This is a genomic window from Alphaproteobacteria bacterium, from assembly GCA_041396705.1.
Taxonomy (GTDB): domain Bacteria; phylum Pseudomonadota; class Alphaproteobacteria; order CALKHQ01; family CALKHQ01; genus CALKHQ01.
Map to the genome: position 1 here is coordinate 44,688 of JAWKYB010000003.1, position 22,634 is coordinate 67,321.

Here is a 22,634-nt window from a genome sequence, read left to right on the forward strand (position 1 = left end):
AAACTTGGCGAGTGGCGCAGGCGGCTGCGTCGCTCCGACATCCCAGGCAGGGAGGGCGAGGTGGACGGACGCTTCTGGGTCGGCACCAGCTGGAAGATGAACAAGACGCTGGCCGAGGCCGAGGCCTTCGCCGATGCGCTGCTGCGCGCGCCGCGACCCGACGATCCGTCGCTGGTCCGCTTCGTGATCCCGCCGTTCACCGCGGTGCGCGAGGTCAAGCGCCGGCTGGCCGGCAGCGACGTGCTGGTCGGAGCCCAGACCATGCACTGGGACGACTCCGGTGCGTGGACCGGCGAGATCTCGCCGGTGATGCTGCGCGACTGCGGCGCCGACCTGGTCGAACTCGGCCACAGCGAACGGCGCACCCACTTCGGCGAGACCGACGAAGCCATCGGGCGCAAGGTGGCCGCGGCCCTGCGCCACGGCCTGGTGCCGCTGGTCTGCATCGGCGAGACCGCGGCCGAGAAGGACCGGGGCGCGACGGCGTCCGTGCTGGAGCGCCAGGTGCACGGCGCGCTGGCCGGCGTGGACGCCCTGGCAGCAGGGACGGTGCTGCTGGCCTATGAACCGGTGTGGGCGATCGGCGCCGGCGGCGTGCCGGCGTCGCCCGACTACGCGCAGGCCCAGCACGCGCTGATCAGGCGGATCGCCGCCGAGGCGTGCGGTGCCGCGCTGCCGGTCCTCTACGGCGGCAGCGTCACCCTGGAGAATTGCGCCGCGCTGGCGGCACGGCCGGCGATCGACGGCCTGTTCGTCGGCCGCGCGGCCTGGGACGCGGAAGGCTATCTGGCGATCGTCGACCGGGCGGCCGCCGCGCGCTGAACGCCGGGCTGATGCGTCGGGCTGATGCGTCGGGCTCAGGCGGCGCCGAAGGCGGCGTGATAGACGAACAGCGCCGGCGTGCCGCCGGTGTGGACGAAGACGACGTTCTGGCCGCGGACGAATTCGCCGGCCCTGATCGCGGCGATCAGCCCGGCCATCGCCTTGCCGGTGTAGACCGGATCGATGATCAGGCCTTCCAGCCGGGCGCACAGGCCCACCGCCTCGACCATTCCCTCGGTCGGCTGGCCGTAGGCGGGGCCGACGAAGCCGTCGCGCAGGTCGAGCAGGCCGTCGGCGATCGCCGCGCCGCGGCCGAGCCGGGCCGCGGCCTCGCGGGCGATCCGCATGACCTCCGGGCCAAGCTTGGCGGAGGGATCGCCGACGCAGATTCCGACGACCGGCACCTCTCCGCCGATGCCGGCGAGCAGCCCGCCCTGGGTGCCGCCGCTGCCGGAGGCGTGGAACACCGCGTCGACCTTCACGCCGCGGGCCTGGGCCTGATCCAGCAGCTCGCGCCCGGCCGCGGCATAGCCCAGCGCGCCGACCGCGTTCGAGCCGCCGATGGGAATGGCGTAGGGCCGTCCGCCGGCGTTGCGCAGTTCCACCGCCACCCGCGCGATCTGGGCGTCGGCATCGGTGTCGCCGGCGACCATGTGGACACGCGCGCCGGTCAGCCGGTCGAGCAGGATGTTGCCGGAGTGCATGTAGAGGTCGCGGTCGGCATAGGCGACCTTGTCCTGCAGCACCAGGTGGCAGGCGAGCCCGTGGCGGGCGGCCGCGGCCGCGGTCTGCCGGCAGTGGTTCGACTGCGGCGCGCCGGCGGTGATCAGCGCGTCGGCCCCTTCCGCCTGCGCCGCGCCGACCAGGAACTCCAGCTTGCGCGCCTTGTTGCCGCCGAGCGCCAGACCGGTGGCATCGTCGCGCTTGACCCAGATCGACGGCCCGCCGAGATGGGCGCTGAGCCGCGGCAGCGGCTCCAGCGGGGTCGGCAGGTGGCAGAAGCGGCTGCGGGGAAACTGGTCGAAGTTCATGGCGGGCTCCCGTGGGATGGCCGTCAGGCGAAGACGCCGTGGAAACGGCCGAGGAAGGTGGCGAGGCGCTCGGAACCGGGGTTGGCGAACAGGGTCTTGGGCGGACCGTCGGCGGCGATGCGGCCGGCGTCCATGAACACCACCCGGCTGGCCACCTCGCGCACGAACAGCATCTCGTGGCTGACCACCAGCATGGTCATCCCGAGCCGGGCCAGGTCCTGCATGACGGCCAGCACCTCCTGCACCAGTTCGGGGTCGAGGGCGGAGGTGACCTCGTCGAACAGCAGCAGCTTCGGCTCCATCGCCACGGCGCGGGCGATGGCCACGCGCTGCTGCTGGCCGCCGGACAGCTGGAACGGATAGTTCTGCCGCTTGTCGGCCAGCCCGACCCGGGCCAGCCACTTTTCCGCGATGTCGCGCGCCTCGGCCACCGGCTTGCCCTGCACCTTGGTCAGGCCGAGCATGACGTTCTGCTCCGCGGTCATGTGCGGGAACAGGTTGAAGCTCTGGAACACCATGCCGATCTTGGCGCGCTGGCGGGCGATCTCGCGCTCGCTGAGGCGCAGGCGCGCTTCGCCCCGCTTGCGATAGCCGATCGATTCGCCGTCGACGTGGATCTCGCCGGCCTGGAACGTCTCCAGCATGTTGATGCAGCGCAGCAGCGTGGTCTTGCCGGAGCCGCTGGAGCCGATCAGGGCCACCACCTCGCCCTGGACGACATCGAGGTCGATGCCTTTCAGCACCTCCAGCGCGTCATAGCGCTTGTGCAGGTCGACGATGTGCAGCAGCGACTCGGACGTCATGTCGGCAAGCTCAATGTTTTCTGTCTTTACAGGATGTTACGGTCAGTACTTGAGATACGCATAGCGCCGCTCCAGCCGTCCGCCCAGCCACGACACGGCATAGCAGATCGCGAAATAGACCACGGCGGCGATCAGATAGAACGGGATCGGCTTGTAGGTGCGGCCGATGATCTGCTGGGTGGCGAGCAGCAGCTCGACCACGCCGATCACCGACAGCAGCGACGACGCCTTGATGATCTCGACCGCCGTGTTGACCCAGGGCGGCAGGATGCGGCGGGCGGCCTGGGGCAGCACGACGTACCAGACCCGCTGCCAGAAGCCGAGGCCGATCGACTTGGCCGCCTCGGTCTGGCCGACGGGGATCGAGGCGATGGCCCCGCGCGCCAGCTCGGCGATGTGCGCGGTGCAGAAGCCGGCGAGGGCGACCGCACCGGCCTCGAACGCGGCGATGTCGAGGCCGACCAGGCCGAGGCCGTAGAAGCTGAAGAACACCAGCACCAGCACCGGGATGCCGCGCATCACGTCGACATAGGCCCGCGCCGGTATCCGGACCGCCAGGTTGCCGTAAGCCAGCGCTAGGCCCAGCAGCAGGCCCAGCACCGTACCGATCGCGATCGCGATGGCAGAGACCAGCGCCGTGTTGGCCAGCCCGTCCAGCATGGCGAACCGCGCCACCCACAGCTGCTCCCAGAAGCCCGGTTGTCCGCCCACCGCCGGCCCCTAGCGGATGCTTGCATAGCGCCGCTCGACCTGGCGCAGCATGAGGGCGATGGCGTAGCAGACGGCGAGATACAGCGCGCTCGCCACCGTCCAGGTCTCGATCACGCGAAAGGTGTTCACGTTGATCTGGCGCGCCTCGAAGGTCAGCTCCGGCACCGCGATCGCGGCGGCCAGCGAGGTGTCCTTGAACAGCGAGATGAAGTTCGACGACAGCGCCGGCAGTGTGATGCGGAACATCACCGGCAGCACGACATAGCGCTGGCGCTGCAGCGGCATCAGGCCGATCGCCTTGCCGGCCTCGACATATTGCGTCGGGATCGAACCGAGGCCGGCACGGAACACCTCGGTCAGATAGGCGCCGGCATAGAGCGCCAGCGTCAGCATGAACGAATCGTACTTGTCGAGAAAACGGATGCCGATCTCCGGCAGGCCGAAATAGACGAAGAAGATCAGCAGCAGGATCGGCACGTTGCGGATCGCCTCGACATAGGCGGCGACCGCCCAGCGCAACGGCGCGATCTGCGAGGTGCGGCCATAGGCGCAGGCCAGCCCGATGACCGCACCGACCAGCAGCGAGATCACCGCCATCAGCAGGCCGAGGCCGAGGCCGCCCAGCAGATTGTCGAATTCCCGCCAGACGGGATCGAAGTTGAAGTGATAGTCCACGCCGTGCGCAGGCGGCGGCCGGGCGCGCGGACCGCCCGGCCGCGCAGCTCGTCAGGCGTACTCGACCGGGAAGCCGGTCCGCGGCGGCGGCACGTCGGCGCCGAACCACTTCTTGAACGAAGCCTGGTAGCTGAGGAAATCGACTCCGGTCATCGCCTCGTGCAGCACCGAGTTGACGAAGTTCAGCCAGACCTGATCGCCGGGTTTGACCGCGGCGGCGTAGGAGTTCGGCATCCAGCCATAGCCCGAATCGACATAGCGGTCCGGGAACTGGGCAAGCAGCCAGCCGATGGTCGACTGGTCCAGCGCCGCCGCGTGGGCGCGGCCGGAGTTGAGCGCCTGGATTTCGGCGTCGACGCTCTCATACTGGTCGACCTTGGCATCGGGCAGCGCCAGACGGATCCAGTCCTCGATGAACACGTTCTGCAGCGCGGAGACGGTGATGTCGGCGCCGCCGGCCTTGAGCTGGTCGTAGGTCTGGATGTCCTCGCCCTTCATGAGCATGAGGCCGACGCCTTCGCGGTAGTACGGAATGGTGAACTCGACCTGCTGGGCGCGCCCCGCCGTCACCGTCATGAACTGGAAGATCACGTCGACCTTGTCGGTGGCCAGGTTCGGGATGCGGGCGTCGGAGGCGCCGATCACGAACTCCACTTTCTGGTCGTCGTCGAACAGGCCCTTGGCCAGCAGCCGGGCCATGTCGATGTCCATGCCCTGCAGGCCGCCCGCCGCGTCCTCGAAATGCCAGGGCGGGTTGGTGCTGCCGGTGCCGACGATCACGTGGCCGCGCTCGAGCACCGCCTGCAGCCGGCCGCCGGCCGTCTGGGCCGCTGCCTTGCGGGCGCTGACCCCGAGCCCGGCCGCACCGGCGATCGCGGCGGCGCCCGCCACGCCCAGCGACGACAAGGTCAGCATGTCGCGCCTGTTGACGCCGTCTCGGTCACGCTCTGGCTTTTCGGTCATGGCTGAACCTCCCCTGTCATGCCATTCGCCGCCATGGCCGGCGGCCATCGCCGACAATGCACCGGGCCGCAGCACGCGGCAAGCGCTGCCCGAGCGGGCCGCACCGGCCGCCGCAGCGCATCGGCCGGAACCCGGTCGCAATGCAGCACTGCGCGCGCGGGACCGCGTCGAGGAAAACCGCGCAATGCTCAAAATGGATGACCGGCGCGAATACTACCCGATCGGGTAGTTTATCGGTTAACTACGTTGCGGCGTCAGATTGCGCGTGTGGAATGCCACATTTTCACTGCTCACATTCGTGTGACATTCGCCTAAAGAAACTGTCATTACGATCTGATAAGGTGTAACACAGCGACGGGGGATTTCGGTTAGCATCCTGACCGCTGGCACGGTGTCCCGCCCGCGCAAACCGTTGAAATGACGGTATATGCGGGGCGCGGACGCATGATGCACGGTAGCGGAGACGAGCCGGATACCGGGGCAGGGTTCGCACATTTCGCGCCCTGCCGAGCCACTGCGAAAGGAGGTGCCATCGCGAGGGCAGTCACGTTCATAAGTACGCCTAAATTGGTCGGTACCGCTGTCGGCGGTGCCAATTGGCATTGATCGTTCGTTCCCTGGGGGGGGGTACACGCAATGCGACAGTTAGTCGTTCTGGAGCCGAGCAGGCTCGTCCGCGAGGGTATCTCGCATCTGTTGGCCGAACACGGCTATGCGGTCGTCGAACAGACCGCCGTCAACGATCCGGACCAGGATCCGGTATCCGACGACAGCATCGATCTCGTCCTGAGCGAGCTGCCCGGTCCGCGCTACGACATGACCGAGTGGCTGAAGCGAATCGCGGCCTTCTATCCGAAGGCCAGGATCGTGCTGTTGACCGGGCGCTGCGACGATCCGGACACGTTGCGCGAGGCGCTGGCTTGCGGCGCCTTCGGCTATATCGACAAGGATCTGTCTGCCGACGCGGTATGCGCCACCATCGACGCGGTGCTGCACGGGCAGATCGTGTATCCGCGCGAGCTGCGCGACTGCCTGGTCGGCGACGGCCGGGCACGGGCAGGGCGGGCGGCGCCTGCGGTCCGCGTTGCGGTCGGCGAATCGGTGCCGGCCGTGCGCATCGCGGCGGTCGGCAACGTCGTCGACCTGCGCCAGCCGAACGGCACGGCCGTGCATGCCGGTCCTGTGGCAGCCGAGGCGGCGGCACCGCGGGTGCCGGCGCCGTCGAAACCCGCGTTGGCAGGCGCGGGCAGGTTGCAGCAGTTCGGGCTGTCGCACCGCGAGGACGAGATCCTGCGTCATGTGGCGCGCGGCCACGCCAACAAGATCATCGCAAACGAGCTGAACATCAGCGAAGCGACGGTGAAGTCCCATCTGAAGAGCCTGCTGCGTAAGCTCAACTTCACCAACCGCACCCAGGCCGCGATCTGGGCGGTGAGCCAATATGGCAGCGCCGCCGGCGGCATGGATCCCGGTGCGCGCACCGCGTGAACCGGTCCGGGCCCAGCACCCGGGCGCACGAATCCGAACCGGCCGGACGGGGCCCTTACTGGTTGCCGTCCGGCCGGCGGAGGACGCGGGACATGCAGCGATCCCGCGTGTGGCGTCGGCCGGCGCCGTGCGCCGGCCTGCGGTCCGGGCTAGCGCGACTCGTCGGCCGGGCCGATCTGCAGCACCGCGGCCTGCTGCACCCAGGCGTTGACCGGCGAGGGCTGGTGGCCGCGCAGGATCCAGCCCTGTGCCGGCACCGGCAGGCCGGAGGCCATCGCGGTCCATGCGTCGATCGAGGCGGCCGGGTTGGGAATCATGCCGACGCCGATCGAGCCGGTTTCCGCCAGCGCATGGTAGTTCCAGCCGCGCAGGCTGCGGCCGCCGGCGCCGAGAATGGTCGAGGTGCGCGAGCGGACCACGGCCAGGCCGTTGGCGCCGCGCTGCACGTCGACCAGCGCGCCGCTGGAATCGCGCAGGAAGAACTCCGGCCGGTTGCCGGTCAGCTGCTCGTCGATGATGGCCTCGCGGTAGCCCGCGCTCATCCCGACCGACCCGCCGCCGCGGCTGAAGTTGAACGGCTCGTTGAACAGCTGGGCCTGCGCGGGCGCGACCAGCGCGCCGGCCGCCAATGCGATGCCGGCGACAAGGACCTTGAGCATGGGGGTACTCCTTTGGTGTGCAATCAGCTCCGGGCTTTGCCGGTTCCCCCATAGGTATTCAACCAAAGGGGGAGGTTCAAGGAAAATGCAGATCGCAGACCGGCAGGTAATGCGTTCAAAGTGTTAGTGTTTTTATTCTACCGCGCCACCGGCGAATCCGCGAAGCGCTGAGGAATCAAGGCCCGCCGCCTGATGTGGACGCGCTGCGGCCGAGCGGATTCTCTCACATGAAAAATTCTTACCGCGGCCGCGGCCCTGCAGCCGGGCGCACCGCGACGGACCCGGATTCGCCGGCCGCGGTGCCCGACCGGCTCCTCGGCCCGTCGGAGGGAGTCATCCCTTGGCATGAATGCGGCGATCAGCCTTGAGGGCTAGTCAGCAGCGAGGTCATCTTTTGTAGTACAGATCCGGGTGCATGCCGGATCATCCCTTGCGATTAGTACGTTATCGAAATTGTACAAACTGTCATGATTGCTATGATAGAAAACGAACACAAGAAAACGGCGAATTTTCCTGGTGTTCCCTGGGTCTTGGTGGGAATTCGCTCTCACACTGCATGTCGAATATCACGCGACTCAATGCGTGAGGAGAGGTCCGATGCGATTTGGATTGAAGATTGTTGGTCTCGTTGGCCTGGGCCTGGTCGTTGCCGGCTGCGCGCCGCGGGCGATCTATGGCGATAACGGCGTTCAGCCGCAGTACAGCTTTCCGGTGACCAACAACGACACGCCCTACAGCGCCTGCCTGCGCAACCTGGCGGCGCTGCCCGGCAACAACCTGCCGGTCATCGCGGTCGGCGAGGTCTCCGACAAGACCGGCCAGATCAACTACGAGGAAAACGGCAATGCGCTGAGCCAGGGCGCGGCCGAGATGATGACCAGCGCGCTGTTCCTGAGCGGCAAGGCCAATCTGGTCGAGCGCTTCGACCTGCGCGTGCCGCTGGCCGAGGTGTCGATGGCGGAGCAGGGCCTGCTCAATCGCGGCATCGACAGCTATCGCGGCCAGATCCCGGGCAGCGACTTCATCATCCTGGGGGCGCTGACCGAGCTCAACTACAACATCACCAGTGACGGTGCCGGCCTGTGGATCATGGGCATGGGCGCCGGTGCAAGGACAGTCGTAATCAACGTGGCGTTGGATGCGCGGGTGGTCAACTCGCGCAACTTCACCGTTGTTTACGCGAAGTCACTTCAGAAGCAGGTATATGGCTTCGAAGTGGAGGCCAATGTGTTCCGTTTCTTTGGCAACACCTTGGTCGAGTTTGACGCCGGTTCGGTGCGGAACGAACCGCTCCAGATCGCCGTCCGCTCCGTCGTCGAGATGTTCGTGTACGGCATGATGACGGAGGCGTTCGGGCTGCCCACCACGCCTGAGTGCGAGCTGGTGTCGCTCGAATATCCGTACACGTTGCAAACGGAGGACTAAGTCAATGCAGCGTAAGCATCTGTTGGCCGCGGCGAGCGTGATCACGCTCGCCACGGGCCTGGCGGCGCCGTCCGCCCAGGCTTTCGATAGGGTCTGGTGGGACTGGAACCTCGATGTCGACACGAAGGTCGACGTCAGGGTCGACGTCGACATCAACGTCGATCCCAAGGGCGCGGTGATCTCCGAGACCGACCAGTACTTCAAGGGCTCGCAGGAAGCGACCGCGAAGATCGGCGACGTCTATGTCGATCCGAAGGGCTATCACCTGGACGGTGCCACCGACCTCGGCGAGGTCAACAACGTGGCGGCCGCGCTCGGCAACTCGAACGCGATCACCTCGGACTTCTCCGTGCAGTCCGACGTCGACCAGGATGCCATCGGCACCGCCTGGTACGGCGCCGACTTCGAGGCGACCGCGAAAGTCTATGACATCGACAATGCGTCGGTCAGCAACGTCGCACAGGCGATCGCGAACTCGAACTCGATCACCGTCGACCCGCTGCGCGAGCATGGCTGGTACCACAGCAGCTCCGACGACGCGCTGATCATCAGCAATGTCGAGCAGTCGGCCTATGCCAACGGCAGCGCCTACGCCTCGGTCTACGACGTCACCATCCGTGGCTTCGGCGACCTCGGCTCCGGTGACAACGAGCTGAACCGGGCTCTGGTCACCAACTCGGCGATCGCCGCCGGCAACGTGAACAACATCACCCTGGTGAACGGCGCCATCGCCTTCCCCGATCAGGACAACTGATCGCAGGGCTGTTGCTCGCAACGCAAGGGCAGGGGCGGCGTTCGCGCCGCCCCCGTCCGCCAAGACAGGGAATCGCGCTCCCGACCGCGCCGACGGCGCAGGGAGCGAACGCAATGGGGGTAATGATGACTGCACATGCGAAGACGCGGGGCCTGACCGCCGTGACGGCGGTTGCCGTTCTCGCCGCGAGCGCCCTGTGGGCCGCGCCGGCCTCGGCCCAGATGTTCCGCGAGCCGTTCTCGTTCGGCGCGCGCAGCTCGGCCAGCCTGGCGATCTTCATGCGTCAGCGCGACGACGCGCTCAGCGCGTCCTCGTCCGGCGTCGGGATCGGCAGCGGCACCTCGCAGGCGCTGGTCTGCGGCAGCAGCGGCGGCACCACCGCGTCGACTGCGGCCGGCAACATCACCTGCGTGCTCGCCGGCAACAACACCAACGTCGTGGTGAACAGCCACCAGGACTCGACCGGCGACCAGAATGCCGATGCCAACACGCACCAGACGGCGGCGGAGACCATCGGCGACATCCTGAACGGCGAGCCGAACGGCTAGCGGTCGTACGCTCGCGGCCCGCGGCTCGGCGCCGCAGGCAGCATTCGGGTCAGTCCGGCGTCGCGCACGGCACCGCAGGGTGCGGGGGCAGATGGGCGGCAGCGCGGCAATCGGCGCTGCCGGCGACGACCGGCCGGGCCCGGTACGCAAAGCCGAACCGGGATCGCATGCCCGGAGCACCGGAGGAGGAACCAGATGCGCCAGATCGTCATCCTGTCCATGCTGCCGCTGCTGGCGGGCTGCGGCCTGCCGCCGGCGGTCGCCATCGCGTCCTATGCGGTCGACGGCGTGCTGCTGGCCGCAACCGGCAAGACCACCAAGGACCATGCGCTGTCGGTCGCCATGCAGCAGGACTGCAACATGCTTCACGTCATCGCCGGCGAGTCGATCTGCCAGGACTACGAGCCGACCCAGCGTGCGGCGATGGCGATGGCGTCGAGCGGGCCGGGCGAAGAGGCGCTGACCACCACGTCCGACGGGCGGATCATCCGGGTGGCGGCGCAGCCGACGCCGTCGCTCGACGGCGGCCTGATCGCGGCGGCGCCGCGTGCCGGCCAGGCTGCCGCCGGCGATGCGGCCGCCGCGCACTAGGCGCAGGCAAAGCGAACCGAGCTGGCCGGGCGGCAAGTATGGAACACAACACGAGAGCGCGGCCGGGACCGTCGGGCGAGGAGCCCCGCCGGTCGCCGGCGCCGGAGAGAGGGGCAATGGGCGCGGGCGAGGGATCCCGGGCCGAGACGGGGCGCCACCGGCGCTTCACGCCGGAAGAGATCGTCAAGATGCTGCGCGAGGCCGATGTCCGGATCAGCCACGGCGAGAGGGTCGGCGCCATCTGCGCCGACTTCGGCGTCTCGGAGCAGAGCTACTACCGCTGGCGCCGTCGCTATGGCGGCCTGCGCATCGACCAGGCCCGCCGGATGCGGCAGCTGGAGCGGGAGAATACGAGGCTGCGCAAGCTCGTCGCGCTGCTGACTGCCGACCGCGAGCAGCACGGCGGCGCCTGACGCCAAGGGCAGCCGGCCCGGCTCGGCATCAGGACAGGGTGATGACCACCCGCCTGTTCGCCGCGTTGCGCACGCCATCGCCGGTGGCCTCGGCCGGCTCGCGCTCGCCGACGGCATCCATCTGGATCCGGCCGGCGTCGACGCCACGGGCGACCATCAGGTCGCGCACCGCCTCGGCCCGAGCCCGCGACAGCAGCTGGTTGTATTCCGGCGCGCCGGCGGTGTCGGTATAGCCGACCACCGCGATCGGCAGCGTCGGGTCGGCCAGCGCGGCGACGACGGCCTGCTCGACCACGGCGCGGCCGGCGGTGGTCAGCGCGGCGCTGTCGAAATCGAACAGGATCACGAAATTCTGCGCGTCCGCCGCGCCCGGGCCGGTCTGCGGCCGGCCGCCTGCCGCCATCAGGCATTCGTAGAAGCCGTCGCGGCAGACCATGATACGGGAATCGTCCTGGTCCTCTTCGGCTTCGGCGATCCAGCAGTCGTAAAGCGCCTGGCAATGCGCCACCAGCTCGGGCTGGAAGTCGCGGCCGCCGCTGTACAGGATCGCGACCAACTGGGCCCGCGCCTCGATCAGTTCCTGGACGACCGACTCCGGGACGGCACGCGCGGCGACCTCGTCGGGCAGCACCTGCTGTCCGTAAGACGCCGCCAGGCCCTTCAGCGCGAAATAGTCGGCGTCGGTCCAGTCGCCGCGGCCGGCCTCGAACACCGCCAGGTCCTGATACTCGTCCATCAGCGCCACGTTGTGGCGATGGCCGACTCGCGGGGTCTCCTGCAGCGTCTCGATATTCCAGGCGGTGGTGCAGCCCGAAGCCAGCAACACCGCCGCGATGGCAAGCACCAGCGGTTGCCACGATCGGATGGACATGGCGCCTCTCCCCCTCTGCGACTGCCGATCCTAGCCTGCCTCTTTTGTTGCCGTCGGATCAACTCGCAAGGCGTGGCGGGCGCTATTGCACGCGGGCGCGCAGCCGGTCGGTCAGGTACTCCATTGCCAGCACGACGACGAAGATCGCCAGCATGATCGTCGCGGCGTTGGGGTATTGGAACAGATCGAAGGCGACCTTCAGCTCCTGGCCGATTCCGCCGGCGCCGACCAGCCCCAGCACCACCGACGATCGCACCGCCTTCTCAAGCGCGAACAGCCCGGTGTTGATCATCGACGGCGCCGCATCGGGCAGGATGGCACCCGTCAGGATCGACAGGCGGTTGGCGCCGATCGCCGACAGCGCCAGCTGCGAATCCTTGTCGGCATCCTCCATCGCCTCGGCGAAGAACCGGCCGCAGAAGCCGATGGTGTCGACCACGATGGTCATCGTGCCCGCCGTCGGACCCAGCCCGACCGCGACCACGAACAGCAGCGCCCAGACCAGGTCCGGCACCGTGCGGAACAGCGAGACCAGTGCCTTGCCCAGATAGGCGAATGGACCGACCGGCGAGACGGCGCGCGCCGACAGCCAAGCGACGGGGACGCTGGCGGCGACGCCGATCGCCGTGCCGACCACGGCGATCTGGAAGGTCTCGACCAGCCGGTCGAGGATGCGCAGCAGAAACCCCTCGTCCAGGTTGGGCGGCAGCATCCGGTCGAGCAGCCGCCCCAGGCTGGGCAGGCCGTCGGCCAGTCGCTGTGGCGACGGCGCGACATCGCCAAGCGACGCGATCACCACGGCGACCGCAGCCAGCAACAGGGTGAAGGCGACCGGCGACGGCGCGCGCAGCCGCGGCGGCGCGCCTGGCGTCCGGCCGCGCGGAACCTCAGCCATTGAAGGTGCCCGCGATCATGCGGTCGGTTACGGCCATGGTCGGGCTGTCGAAGTGCAGTCGGCCGCCCCGCAACGCCAGCACGCGGTCGGAAAAGGCGAGCGCGTGTTCGATGTCGTGGGTGGTGAACAGCAGCGTGATGCCGTGCGTCCGCGCCAGGGCCGCGAACAGGTCCATGACCTCGCGGCCGGCCGCCGGGTCGAGGCTCGCGGACGGCTCGTCGGCGATCAGCAGTCGCGGCTGGCGCACGATCGCCCGAGCGATCGCCACGCGCTGCTGCTGTCCGCCGGACAGGGTGTCGGCCCGGTGACCCGCCCTGTCGGCAAGGCTGACCGCCTCCAGGGCCGCCAGCGCGTTGCGGCGCCACGCGTATGGCGCGGTCGTCTGGCAGAAGCCGCGCCAACTGCCCGGCGTGCCGAGCATGCCGTGCACGACGTTGGACAGCACCGACCGCCGCCGGACCAGCCCGTGGTGCTGGAACACGAAGCCGGTCTGCCGGCGCAGGCGCGCACGCTGGGCGGATGTCGGCGTCGCGCCGAACCGTTCGCCCAGGGTCTCGACCGTGCCGCGGGAGATCGGCACCAGGCCGATCAGACATTTCAGCAGCGTCGACTTGCCGGACCCGTTCGGCCCGATCAGGGCGACACGTTCGCCTGCGCCGATGGTCAGGCAGACATCGCGCAGCACCGGCGCGACGCGCCCATAGGCCTTGTCGAGGTTTGCGGTGCTGACGATCGCGCGGTCCGTGGCGGTCGGGCCCGGTGCGGGCGGTTCCGCCGGCGTGGACAGGCGCACCTGCCTGCCCACGCCCGGGGGCGCGTTCAGTTGCCGACGAACGCGTCGAAGGTGTCGACGCCGATGGTGCGATACATCGCGCGGACATATTCGTAGTCGGCGTCGTCGATCGCGGTCAGGAAGAAGCCGCCCCGGTACTTGCCGTTGTCCTCGCCGGTCAGCACCGCCTGCATCAGGTCGGCGCCTTCGTTGACGAAGGCGTCGCGCACCGTGGCGACGATCGCCGCGTCCAGATCCGCCCGCGCGACCAGGATGTCGTTGGGCAGGTCGCGGCCGCGGGCGACCACGGTGAACGCCTGGTCGGGGAAGGCCTCGCGGATCGCGGCCAGGTGGGTGAAGTTCATGCCCACAGCGGCGACGTCGCCACGGATCATCGCCTCGACCGCGACGTTGCGGGCGATGATCTGGGCCTCGTAGTCGACGCCGTACATCAGGCCCAGGTCCGCCAGCGCCTGCGCCGGCCCGAGATGCTGCGAGGTGGAGCCGACGGAGCCGAAGGTGACGATCTGGCCGCGCAAGTCGGCGACATCCTTGATCGGGCCATCGGCCATCACCACCACCTGGGCGAAATAGTCGGGCCGCTGCCAGCCGGCCACGATCTGCGCGTCGGTCAGCTGGCGGATGACGACATATTCGGCCGGGCCGGTCAGCACCAGATCGGCCTGGCCCGCGACCATCGCCTCGACCGCTGCCGTGCGCGAGTTGACGGGGTAGAGCTCGATGTCGAGGCCGGTCGCCTTTTCCAGGGCCAGTTCGAACGCGCCGAACTCCTGCTGCAGGACCTCCAGCCCCTCGATGTCGGTCACGGCGAAACTGACCGGCTCGGCCAGGGCCGGGGCGGCGAGCGCCGCCGTTGCGGCGGCGGCGAGAATGGCGCGGAACATGATGCTTCCCCTCTTCTGCGGCTTGTGTATACAGGAACCGTTGCGACCGCCCCTGCATAGCGGGATTCGGTGACAGCGGCGTGACGTTCCCCCAGGGACGGACGGCAGGAGCGGAAGGTGAACTGGATCCTCTCGGGAGGCCGGGTCCTGCGCGGAGACGCGCTGGAGCGCAGCGACCTCCATCTTTGCGACGGGCTGGTGGCCGAGCGGCCGGCCGCGGATGCGCGCCGGTTCGATGCCGGCGGCATGCTGGTCCTGCCTGGCATCGTCGACATCCATGGCGACGGTTTCGAGCGCCAGATCATGCCGCGGCCCAAGGTCAGCTTCGACCTGGAGCTGGCGCTGGCCGAGACCGACCGGCAGCTGGTCGCCAACGGGATCACCACCGCCTTTCATGGCCTGACCGTGTCATGGGAGCCCGGCCTGCGGTGCCTGGACAACGCCCGGACCTTCGTGCCGACGCTGGAGCGGATGCGGCCGGGGCTTGCCTGCGACACTCGCCTGCACCTGCGCTGGGAAACCTTCGCCCTCGATGCGATGGCCGATGTCGAAGGCTGGCTCGACCGCGAACCGGCCCCGATCCTGGCCTTCAACGACCACACAACCAGCAGCGCGCAGAATGGCCGCCTGGCCAGCAAGCTCGGGCATTGGGCCGCGCGCGCCGGCGTCGGCGAGGCGGAGTATGTGGCGCTGGTCGACCGGGTCTGGAGCCGGCGCGACGAGGTACCGGCCGCCATCGAGCGGCTGGCAGGCGTGGCGCGCGATCATGGCGCGATCCTGCTGGCCCACGACGAGGCGACTCCCGACGACAGGCAGCGCTTCCGCGCGCTCGGCGCCCATGCCTCGGAGTTCCCGGTGACGGTCGAGACCGCGCGGGCGGCGCGAGCGGCCGGCGAGGACGTCATTCTCGGCGCGCCCAACGTGGTGCGCGGCGGCAGCCATACCGGTGCCTTGGATGCGACCGCGGCGGTGGCCGACGACCTGTGCTCGGTGCTCGCCTCCGACTACTACTATCCGACGCTGGCCGCCGCGGCGTTCAAGCTGGCCGCCGCCGGGCAGCTGCCGTTCCACGCCGCCTGGGCGCTGGTCTCGGCCAACCCGGCGCGGGCGGCGGGCCTGCCAGATCGCGGCGCGCTGTCGGCGGGCATGCGCGGCGATGTCATCGTGGTCGACGACGGCGGGGCGCAGCCGCGCGTGGTCGCCAGCTTCGTCGCCGGCCGCAAGGTCTATGAGGCCGGCTAGCGTGGATGGACCGGATCTGCTGGCGCGGCTGGCGCTCGCGGGCGGCCCCGCCTTCCGCCCGCGCGGCGAGCGGGCACTGTGGCTGCAGATCTACGACCTGTTGCGCCGGGAACTGACCAGCGGCCGGCTGCGCCCAGGATGCCAGCTGCCGGGCGAGAACCAGCTTGCCGAGGCCTTCGGCGTCACCCGGGTGACGCTGCGCCGGGCATTGCGGCGCTTGCAGCAGGAGGGCGTGCTGGTCGCGCGCAAGGGTGTCGGCGTGTTCCTGCGCAAGCCGCCGAGCGTCTATGTGGTCGCCAGCGACCGCCGTTTCGGCGACGCCCTGGTCGGCGATCACGGCACCGTCGACACGCGGACACTCGGCCTGCGCCGCCGCAAGGCCGGCCGCACGGCCGGCGAACGGCTGTGCCTGCCGGTGGGGGCGCCGACCATCGCGCTTCGCCGGCTGCGCCTGCTCGACGGCCAGCCGGTCTACCTGACCGAGAAGCTGTTCCCGGCGGAGCGTTTCCCCGAGTTCGAGGCGTGCTATCGCGAGCGCCAGTCGGTCGCCGCTGTTTATGCAGGCCACGGCATCGCCCGCTTCAGCCGGGTGGAGACACGGGTCAGCGGCGGCTTCGCCACGGCGGCCGAGGCCGAGGCGCTGGGCCTGACGCCGGCGACACCGGTGCTGCGGACCAGCGCGCTGAATGTCGACGAGGCCGGCATCCCCATCGAGTTCAGCAGCGGCTGCTGGCCGCTGACCATGGTCGAGCTGGTGTTCCGGCAGGGCACCGGCTGAGCGCCGCGGCGGTGCCGCATTGACGCCGGGCCCGCCCTCCGCTTGCATCGCAGGGTGAATCGCACGGGGAGGGCGGATCATGGGCGAATGGAGCGACCCGTTCGGGCGCTGGGGACTGCGGCGGGTGATCAACGCGTCGGGCACGATGACCGTGCTGGGCGCGTCGCGCGTGGCGCCGGAAGTGATCGAGAGCGTCGCCGGCATGCTGCCGCGCTTCGTGATCATGGACGAGCTGCAGGCGCGCGCCTCGCGCGTGATTGCGGAGGCGACCGGGGCCGAGGCGGGCTGCGTCGTCCATTGCACCGCCGCGGGAATCACCCTCGGCGTCGCCGCCGCCATCGCGGGCGACGACCTGGCCGCCATCGAGGCGCTGCCGGACTGCGGCGGGCGCGAGCGCCGGGTCGCCGTCCAGATGGGCCACATGATCACCTACGGCGCCACCGTGCAGCAGGCGATCGCGCTGGCCGGAGCCGAGGTCGTGCCGGTGGGCAGCGCCGCCCTGTGCGAGGTCTATCACCTGCGCCGGGCGCTGGATGCCGGCTGCGCCGCCGCAGTGTACGTGATTTCCCACCACACCGTGCGCGAAGGCGAGCTGCCGCTCGACCTGTTCATCGAGACCTGCGCCGACTACGGCGTGCCGGTGATCGTCGACATGGCGGCCGAATACGACATGCACCGCGCGGCGGCATTGGGCGCCGGCGTGGTCATCCACAGCGGCCACAAGTTCCTCGCCGGGCTGACCAGCGGCGTCGTCGCCGGCAAGCGCGACCTGGTGCGTGCGCTCTATCTGCAGCACCGCGGCATCGGCCGCACGATGAAGGTGCCGAAGGAGGCGATCGTCAGCGTGATGACGGCACTGGAACTGTGGTCGAAGCGCGATGCCGCCAAGGCGCGCGCGGCCGAGGAGACGGTGCTGGCGCTGTGGGAAGGTTATCTTGCCGGCCTGGCCGGCATCGCCATTTCCCGTCACGACGACTGGACCGGCAACCCGGTGACGCGGCTGCGCCTGCACGTCGACGGGCCGGCGGCCGGGCTGCATGCTTGGGAGCTGGCCGGAAGGCTGGCGGCACGCGACCCCGCCATCGTGGTCCGCGACGACCTGGCCGAGCACGGCCTGCTGTTCCTCGATCCGTGCAACCTGGACCAGGGCGAGCCGGCAATGGTCGGCGACGCGATCCTGGAGGAAGTGCGCAAGGCGCGCGAGGCGGGCGACGGCTGTCGGATGAGCTGGAGCGACGTCAAGCGCCGCCGCGCGGTGGCGCCGCTCGACTGGCCCTATGACGGCGGCGGCTGAGGCGTCCTAGGCTGCGGTCGTGGGGAAGCCGGCCGGCCTCGCCCCCACGAGCCGTTGCAGGTCGGCGGAGCATCCGGTGAACGCATGGCCGCTGTGCGGCGGCACGACGAAGCTGTCGCCGGTCGCCAGCGCCTGCGGCGGCGCGCCGTCGACCGCCAGCGTCATGGCGCCCTGCAGCACGAAATGGAACAGGAATTCGGCGTCGTGGCGCACGCGTACGCTGTCTCCGGCGCCGGTCCGGCGCGCGACGCGGGCACCGGCGACGCCGCCGGTGGCGGTTCCGATGCCTGTGTCGCGTGCCGCGAACCCGTCCAGCCGCCATGGATGCCAGGCCGCCTCGGCGGCGACGTGGCGGACGAAGCGCTGGCCGCCGAAGTCGCGGTCGGGCAGGACGGCGCCGGTCGGCAGCGTCAGGTCGTGGTCGACGCAGGTCATGTGCTCGGCCGGGCAGCCAACCTCGATCACTTCCAGCCCGTCGCCGCTTTCCAGCACGCGGTGGCGGATCTGCGGCGGCTGCAGCACGCAGTCGCCGGCCCGCAGCACGAACGGCTCGCCCTGGTCCTCATAAGCCACCCTGACCCAGCCCCGGTAGCAGTAGATCATCTGGAAACGGATCTTGTGGAAGTGGACGTAGTCCGGCACCGGGCCGGGCTCGACGATGCGGATGTGCGAGGCGATGGCGAAGCCGCCCTGGCGGTCGGGCACCAGGTCACGGTAGCGCATGCCGGCGCGGCCGACGCCCCAGCCGGCCTCGTCCTGCATCCGGGTGACGACCAGCGCCGGCGCCACCGGCGGTACCGCCAGCGGCGGCTCCAGCGGCGCCAGCTCGATGCGCGTGCCGTTGGGCGCGGTCAGGGTGCGCGTACCGCCGGCGACCGCGTCCGGGTCGGGGCACAGCAGCCGCAGCGCGCCGGGGTCGCCGGTCGCGTCGCGCTGCAGGCGCAGGTGCACGCCATAGCCGGAGATGTCGGCGATGGCCGGCCGGTCGGCCGGGAAGATCGCGTCGATGCGGAAGCCCAGCGTGTCGGTGAAGAAGGGCAGCGTCGCCTTGAGGTCCGGGCAGGGCAGCACAACCTCCGCCGCCCGCACCTGCTGCCGGTCGATATGGTTCATCGGCTCGCCCCGTCGCTCCGCGCAGCCGCCTGCCGCGCACGCGCCGACAGTAGCCCAGGCCGCCGCGGCCGTCATGCGGACCGGGTGGCTCGCGGCACCATATGCGGCTTCCGGGCACGAAGAGTTGAAGCCGCGTCGCGCGCCGATCGCTCGGCGCTGGCCGCGATTTGGCTATGCTGCGCGCTGGATGCTGCTTTTTGCAGAGGAGGGCGGTCATGCGCTGGCGTTCGTTCCTCGGTCTGGGCCGTCTCGTGGTCGGGCTGGTATCGGCGGTCGTCCTCGGCGGCGGAGCCGCGGCCAAGTGCCTGCCGATCGCGGCAGCGCCGGGCGCCGCCCAGGTCGTCCCGGTCTCCGCGCCGGCCGACGGCGAAATCCGGCTCAGCTTCCTCGGCCATTCCAGCTTCCTGATCGAGACGGCCGGCGGCGCCAGCGCGGTCACCGACTATTTCGGGCTGCCGCTGCCCTTTCCGCCCGATGTGGCGACGATGAACAACGCCCATTCGTCGCACTACACCGACTTCCCGGACCCGAAGATCGGGCAGGTACTGCGCGGCTGGGCGACCGAGGCCGGGATTGCGTCCTACGACGTCACGGTGAAGGACCTGCGGGTCTGGAACGTGCCGACCAACGTGCGCGACTATGGCGGCACCCGTTTCAACGGCAATTCGATCTTCGTGTTCGAGGCCGACGGGATGTGCATCGCCCATCTCGGCCACCTGCACCACACGCTGACCGACCAGCATCTGGCCGACCTGGGTCAGATCGACGTGCTGCTGGTGCCGGCCGATGGCAGCTATACCATTTCGCACAGCCTGCTCGTCGAGGTGATCGAGCAGATCGGCCCGTCGATGATCGTGCCGATGCACTATTTCGGTGCGCTGACGCTGTCCGGCCTGCTCGGCCGATTGGAGGACGACGGCTACGCAATCGACCTGCGCAGCGAGAGCGCGATCACGGTCTCGCGCCTGACCATGCCGCACCGCACGGTGGTGGTGCTCGGCGACGGGTGACGTGCCGGCCGAGCCGAGCGGCCGGCGCATCAGCCCTTCAGCAGCGCCTTCAGCTTGAATCCCGGGTCGCCCAGGGCGGCCGGGTCGGGCACCGCGCGGCGTTCGATCAGCATCTCTGCCAGCCTGATCTCGCGGCCGACCTTGCCGATCGCGCCGAGCGCGCTGGCGGCGACCAGCCGGCCGCCGGCCGCCAGGTGGAACAGCATGACGGCGCCGTCGCCGAGGTCGCGCGCGACCGTCTCGGTGCCCGCGTCGACCAGGCCGGCGATCTGCAGGCACAGCTCGTACTGGTCGGACCAGAACCACGGCACCGCCGAGACCGGCTCTGCCGCGCCCAGCATGTTGCGGGCGGCCAGCGCTCCCTGGTCGTGGCTGTTGCGCCAGGCCTCCAGCCGGATGCGCCGGCCGTCGTACAACGGATGCGGGAACGAGCAGCAGTCGCCGGCGGCCAGGATGTGCGGATCCGCGGTCGCCAGCGTCGCGTCGACCCGGATGCCGTTCTCGACGGCCAGGCCCGCCGCCTCGGCCAGGTCGGTCCGCGGCACGGCGCCGACGCCGGCGATCGCCGCGTCGCATGGCACGACCGCGCCGTCGCCGAGCATCACGGCGTCGCTGCCGACCTCGGCGATCGTCACGCCGGCGCGCAGGTCCACGCCCGCCGCACGGTGGCGTGCAGCCAGCATGTCGGCCAGCGTCTGCGGCACGCCGCGGGTCAGGATGCGCGGCGCGGCCTCCAGCAGCACCACCGCGGCGCCGCGGATGGCGGCGCTGGCCGCCAGCTCCAGCCCGATGAATCCCCCGCCGATCACCGCCACACGGGCGCCGGGCCGCAGCGCGGCGCGGATGGCACGCGAATCCTCGTGCCGGCGCAGATAGAGCACGCGGTCGGCGCCGGCACCGTGCAGCGGCAGGCGCCGGGCCTCGGCGCCGGTGGCCAGCAGCAGGCGGCGATAGCCGACGCCGGTGCCGTCGTCGAGCGCCACCCGCGCGGCGCCGCGGTCGATGGCGACGGCGCGGCGGCCGGCAAGGTGGACGATGCCATGCTCGGCGCATTGCGCCTCGCTCAGCGCCAGCTTCGGTCCGGGATGCCCGTCGGCGGTGATCGCGTCCTTCGACAGCGGCGGCCGTTCGTAGGGAAGGTGCGCCTCTTCGCCGATCAGCGTGACCGGTCCGCGCCAGCCGGCTTCGCGTAGTGTCACGGCTGCGCGCGCGCCGGTCTCGCCGGCGCCGACGATCACCATGCCGTCGTCGCTCATCGCGCCGCGCCGCCTAGATGTCGATATAGACGGTGCCGTCCTCGACCTTGGTCGGATAGGTCTTCAGGTCGATGCAGACGGGCGCGCCCTTGGCCTGGCCGGTCATGTAGTTGAAGCGGCCGTTGTGCTTCGGACATTCGATGATCTCGTCCATGACCAGACCGTCGGCCAGATGCACCTTCTCGTGCGTGCACAGGCCATCGGTGGCGAAATAGCGGTCATCCGGCGACCGGTAGACCGCGAAGGTGCGGCCGCCATGGTCGAAACGGATCACGTCTTCCTCGTCGATCTCGTCTGCGGCGCAGACCTCGACCCAGCTCATCGGCATTCTCCAGGGCGATTGCAGGCAAACGACCGCGCGGCGGATGCGCCGCGCGGCCGCGGTCAGGGTATTCCTTTTGCCTATTCGGCCGGAACCAGTCCAGCGTCGTCCTTGCCCCCCGGCGGGGCCGGCGGCAGCTTGCGGTCGACCCACCAGTCCGGATTGCGGTGCTGGCGGATCAGTGCCGGGAAGATCTCCCGATAGGCCGCCAGGGTGCTGGGATAGGGCGGCGGGCAGTCGGCCTTGATCTCCTCGTGCAGCGCCGGCAGGGCGTGGAACGGCACCATCGGGAACATGTGGTGCTCGATGTGGTAGTTCATGTTCGAATAGAGATAGCGGAACACCGGGTTCATGTAGACCGTGCGGGTGTTCAGCCGGTGGTCGAGCACGTCGTCGGCCAGCCCGATATGCTGGGTCATGCCGAAGAACAGCACCAGCCAGTGGCCGTAGAACTGCGGCAGCAGGAACATCACGATCGGCAGCAGCGACCACGCGATCAGCGCCCAGGCGATGATTGCCGCCCAGATCGCGATCCACACCCGCGCGGTCCAGAACATCCGGTTCCAGTCGGACTCGGGAATGAAATCGCGCTCGTGGTCGCTTACCTTGCCGGCGGCGTGGGCGAACACGCGCATGATGGTCTGGGTGCCGCCCTTCAGATTGAAGATGGTCAGCACCAGGCCGAGAAAGTCGGGCGGGCGCGGGGTGATGATCTCCGGGTCGCGGCCGACAATGATGGTGTCGGTGTGGTGGCGCACATGGCTCCAGCGCCAGACATCGGGCTCGCGGTACAGGAAGAAGCAGGCGAACTGGTAGACGACGTCGTTCAGCCAGTTGGTCTTGAAGCAGGTGCGGTGGCCGCACTCGTGCCAGCGCGAATCGGCCGAACCGGTGATCAGCGTGCCGTAGACCGGCAGCGTCAGCAGCAGCCACCAGGTGCCCCAGGACCAGACCACCAGCGCGCCGGCGGCGAAGACCAGCGCGAACCACAGCCCCTGCCACCACAGGCCCGGCCAATCGCTGCGCTGCATCAGCTCCTTCATCCGCTTGCGCGGTACGTCGCATTTGTACCAGTCGGCCGAGACCAGGCCGCGCTCGAAAGCGCGCACCGTCTCGGCACCGTTCAGGCTGTAGTCGCGTCGCACGGTCATCGCGCACTCTCCCCAGCGTGCGCCTGCCTTCGGCAGGGTCGTCTGTCTAAGTAATAGGCGAAGCCGCCCGCGCAATCAATGCGGCGATGACGGAACCCATCAAATCAATCAGCTCTTGACGGCAGGAACCATCAAAAACCAT

The 22,634-nt window shown here is 69.6% G+C and carries 25 protein-coding genes; 11 read left to right on the top strand and 14 right to left on the bottom strand.

Annotation, left to right across the window (positions count from 1 at the left end; genetic code table 11):
• Positions 1-60 precede the first annotated feature (60 nt).
• Positions 61-822, top strand: a complete 762-nt coding sequence (locus tag R3F55_03520; protein MEZ5666501.1) for a triose-phosphate isomerase — start codon at positions 61-63, stop codon at positions 820-822.
• A 35-nt stretch (positions 823-857) separates the two neighbouring features.
• Here R3F55_03520 and R3F55_03525 read toward each other — a convergent pair whose 3' ends face one another.
• From R3F55_03525 to R3F55_03545, 5 genes are read right to left on the bottom strand one after another with little or no spacing between them, the layout of a single operon-like run.
• Positions 858-1,853 (bottom strand): D-cysteine desulfhydrase, encoded by a 996-nt coding sequence (locus R3F55_03525; protein ID MEZ5666502.1) that lies wholly within the window; start codon positions 1,851-1,853, stop codon positions 858-860.
• Between the two features lie 23 nt (positions 1,854-1,876).
• Positions 1,877-2,656: an amino acid ABC transporter ATP-binding protein gene (locus R3F55_03530; GenBank protein ID MEZ5666503.1), complete on the bottom strand. Its 780-nt coding sequence runs from the start codon at positions 2,654-2,656 to the stop codon at positions 1,877-1,879.
• Positions 2,657-2,698: 42 nt separating this feature from the next.
• The gene (locus R3F55_03535) at positions 2,699-3,316 is read right to left on the bottom strand and encodes an amino acid ABC transporter permease (protein ID MEZ5666504.1); all 618 of its coding nucleotides are present in this window, start codon (positions 3,314-3,316) and stop codon (positions 2,699-2,701) included.
• Between the two features lie 60 nt (positions 3,317-3,376).
• Positions 3,377-4,042, bottom strand: a complete 666-nt coding sequence (locus R3F55_03540) for an amino acid ABC transporter permease (protein MEZ5666505.1) — start codon at positions 4,040-4,042, stop codon at positions 3,377-3,379.
• Positions 4,043-4,093: 51 nt separating this feature from the next.
• Complete coding sequence (locus R3F55_03545; GenBank protein MEZ5666506.1) at positions 4,094-5,005, bottom strand: transporter substrate-binding domain-containing protein; 912 nt, start codon at positions 5,003-5,005, stop codon at positions 4,094-4,096.
• Between the two features lie 636 nt (positions 5,006-5,641).
• Between R3F55_03545 and R3F55_03550 the strand changes: the two genes are divergently transcribed.
• The gene (locus R3F55_03550; GenBank protein ID MEZ5666507.1) at positions 5,642-6,493 is read left to right on the top strand and encodes a response regulator transcription factor; all 852 of its coding nucleotides are present in this window, start codon (positions 5,642-5,644) and stop codon (positions 6,491-6,493) included.
• A gap of 149 nt (positions 6,494-6,642) precedes the next feature.
• Here R3F55_03550 and R3F55_03555 read toward each other — a convergent pair whose 3' ends face one another.
• Positions 6,643-7,152 carry a hypothetical protein gene (locus tag R3F55_03555; protein MEZ5666508.1) on the bottom strand — a complete coding sequence of 170 codons (510 nt, stop codon included), beginning with the start codon at positions 7,150-7,152 and terminating at the stop codon, positions 6,643-6,645.
• 597 nt (positions 7,153-7,749) lie between these two features.
• On the opposite strand from R3F55_03555, the gene R3F55_03560 reads away from it, so the two are divergent.
• From R3F55_03560 to R3F55_03580, 5 genes are all read left to right on the top strand, one after another.
• Complete coding sequence (locus tag R3F55_03560) at positions 7,750-8,577, top strand: CsgG/HfaB family protein (GenBank protein MEZ5666509.1); 828 nt, start codon at positions 7,750-7,752, stop codon at positions 8,575-8,577.
• 4 nt (positions 8,578-8,581) lie between these two features.
• Positions 8,582-9,331, top strand: a complete 750-nt coding sequence (locus tag R3F55_03565) for a hypothetical protein (GenBank protein MEZ5666510.1) — start codon at positions 8,582-8,584, stop codon at positions 9,329-9,331.
• 125 nt (positions 9,332-9,456) lie between these two features.
• Positions 9,457-9,879 (top strand): hypothetical protein, encoded by a 423-nt coding sequence (locus R3F55_03570; protein ID MEZ5666511.1) that lies wholly within the window; start codon positions 9,457-9,459, stop codon positions 9,877-9,879.
• Between the two features lie 195 nt (positions 9,880-10,074).
• Positions 10,075-10,470: a hypothetical protein gene (locus tag R3F55_03575; GenBank protein MEZ5666512.1), complete on the top strand. Its 396-nt coding sequence runs from the start codon at positions 10,075-10,077 to the stop codon at positions 10,468-10,470.
• Positions 10,471-10,586: 116 nt separating this feature from the next.
• Positions 10,587-10,883 carry a transposase gene (locus R3F55_03580; protein ID MEZ5666513.1) on the top strand — a complete coding sequence of 99 codons (297 nt, stop codon included), beginning with the start codon at positions 10,587-10,589 and terminating at the stop codon, positions 10,881-10,883.
• 28 nt (positions 10,884-10,911) lie between these two features.
• Here R3F55_03580 and R3F55_03585 read toward each other — a convergent pair whose 3' ends face one another.
• The 4 genes from R3F55_03585 to R3F55_03600 all read right to left on the bottom strand — a co-directional run bounded on the left by R3F55_03585 (position 10,912) and on the right by R3F55_03600 (position 14,326).
• Complete coding sequence (locus tag R3F55_03585) at positions 10,912-11,754, bottom strand: OmpA family protein (GenBank protein ID MEZ5666514.1); 843 nt, start codon at positions 11,752-11,754, stop codon at positions 10,912-10,914.
• An 82-nt stretch (positions 11,755-11,836) separates the two neighbouring features.
• A complete protein-coding gene (phnE, locus tag R3F55_03590) occupies positions 11,837-12,649 on the bottom strand; it encodes a phosphonate ABC transporter, permease protein PhnE (GenBank protein ID MEZ5666515.1) in 813 nt (270 codons plus the stop codon).
• Positions 12,642-13,454, bottom strand: a complete 813-nt coding sequence (locus R3F55_03595; protein MEZ5666516.1) for an ATP-binding cassette domain-containing protein — start codon at positions 13,452-13,454, stop codon at positions 12,642-12,644. Before R3F55_03595 ends, phnE begins: the two co-directional genes overlap by 8 nt.
• A 14-nt stretch (positions 13,455-13,468) precedes the next feature.
• Positions 13,469-14,326 carry a PhnD/SsuA/transferrin family substrate-binding protein gene (locus R3F55_03600; GenBank protein ID MEZ5666517.1) on the bottom strand — a complete coding sequence of 286 codons (858 nt, stop codon included), beginning with the start codon at positions 14,324-14,326 and terminating at the stop codon, positions 13,469-13,471.
• A gap of 117 nt (positions 14,327-14,443) precedes the next feature.
• On the opposite strand from R3F55_03600, the gene R3F55_03605 reads away from it, so the two are divergent.
• The 3 genes from R3F55_03605 (at position 14,444) to R3F55_03615 (ending at position 17,640) form a co-directional block, all read left to right on the top strand.
• On the top strand, positions 14,444-15,568 hold the full coding sequence (locus R3F55_03605) for an alpha-D-ribose 1-methylphosphonate 5-triphosphate diphosphatase (protein ID MEZ5666518.1): 1,125 nt from the start codon (positions 14,444-14,446) through the stop codon (positions 15,566-15,568).
• Between the two features lies 1 nt (position 15,569).
• Positions 15,570-16,346 carry a phosphonate metabolism transcriptional regulator PhnF gene (phnF, locus tag R3F55_03610; protein MEZ5666519.1) on the top strand — a complete coding sequence of 259 codons (777 nt, stop codon included), beginning with the start codon at positions 15,570-15,572 and terminating at the stop codon, positions 16,344-16,346.
• A 79-nt stretch (positions 16,347-16,425) separates the two neighbouring features.
• Positions 16,426-17,640 carry a hypothetical protein gene (locus R3F55_03615; protein ID MEZ5666520.1) on the top strand — a complete coding sequence of 405 codons (1,215 nt, stop codon included), beginning with the start codon at positions 16,426-16,428 and terminating at the stop codon, positions 17,638-17,640.
• Between the two features lie 6 nt (positions 17,641-17,646).
• Here the strand turns inward: R3F55_03615 and R3F55_03620 are convergent, their stop codons facing one another.
• The gene (locus R3F55_03620) at positions 17,647-18,753 is read right to left on the bottom strand and encodes a cupin domain-containing protein (GenBank protein MEZ5666521.1); all 1,107 of its coding nucleotides are present in this window, start codon (positions 18,751-18,753) and stop codon (positions 17,647-17,649) included.
• Between the two features lie 215 nt (positions 18,754-18,968).
• Here R3F55_03620 and R3F55_03625 point away from each other — a divergent pair, with 215 nt between their 5' ends.
• The gene (locus R3F55_03625) at positions 18,969-19,763 is read left to right on the top strand and encodes an MBL fold metallo-hydrolase (protein ID MEZ5666522.1); all 795 of its coding nucleotides are present in this window, start codon (positions 18,969-18,971) and stop codon (positions 19,761-19,763) included.
• 29 nt (positions 19,764-19,792) lie between these two features.
• On the opposite strand, the gene R3F55_03630 is transcribed toward R3F55_03625, so the two are convergent.
• The 3 genes from R3F55_03630 to R3F55_03640 all read right to left on the bottom strand — a co-directional run bounded on the left by R3F55_03630 (position 19,793) and on the right by R3F55_03640 (position 22,492).
• Positions 19,793-21,019, bottom strand: coding sequence for an FAD-dependent oxidoreductase (locus R3F55_03630; GenBank protein ID MEZ5666523.1), 1,227 nt, complete (start codon positions 21,017-21,019; stop codon positions 19,793-19,795).
• 13 nt (positions 21,020-21,032) lie between these two features.
• Positions 21,033-21,347, bottom strand: a complete 315-nt coding sequence (locus R3F55_03635) for a MocE family 2Fe-2S type ferredoxin (GenBank protein MEZ5666524.1) — start codon at positions 21,345-21,347, stop codon at positions 21,033-21,035.
• Between the two features lie 74 nt (positions 21,348-21,421).
• Positions 21,422-22,492, bottom strand: a complete 1,071-nt coding sequence (locus R3F55_03640) for a fatty acid desaturase family protein (protein ID MEZ5666525.1) — start codon at positions 22,490-22,492, stop codon at positions 21,422-21,424.
• Positions 22,493-22,634 lie beyond the last annotated feature (142 nt).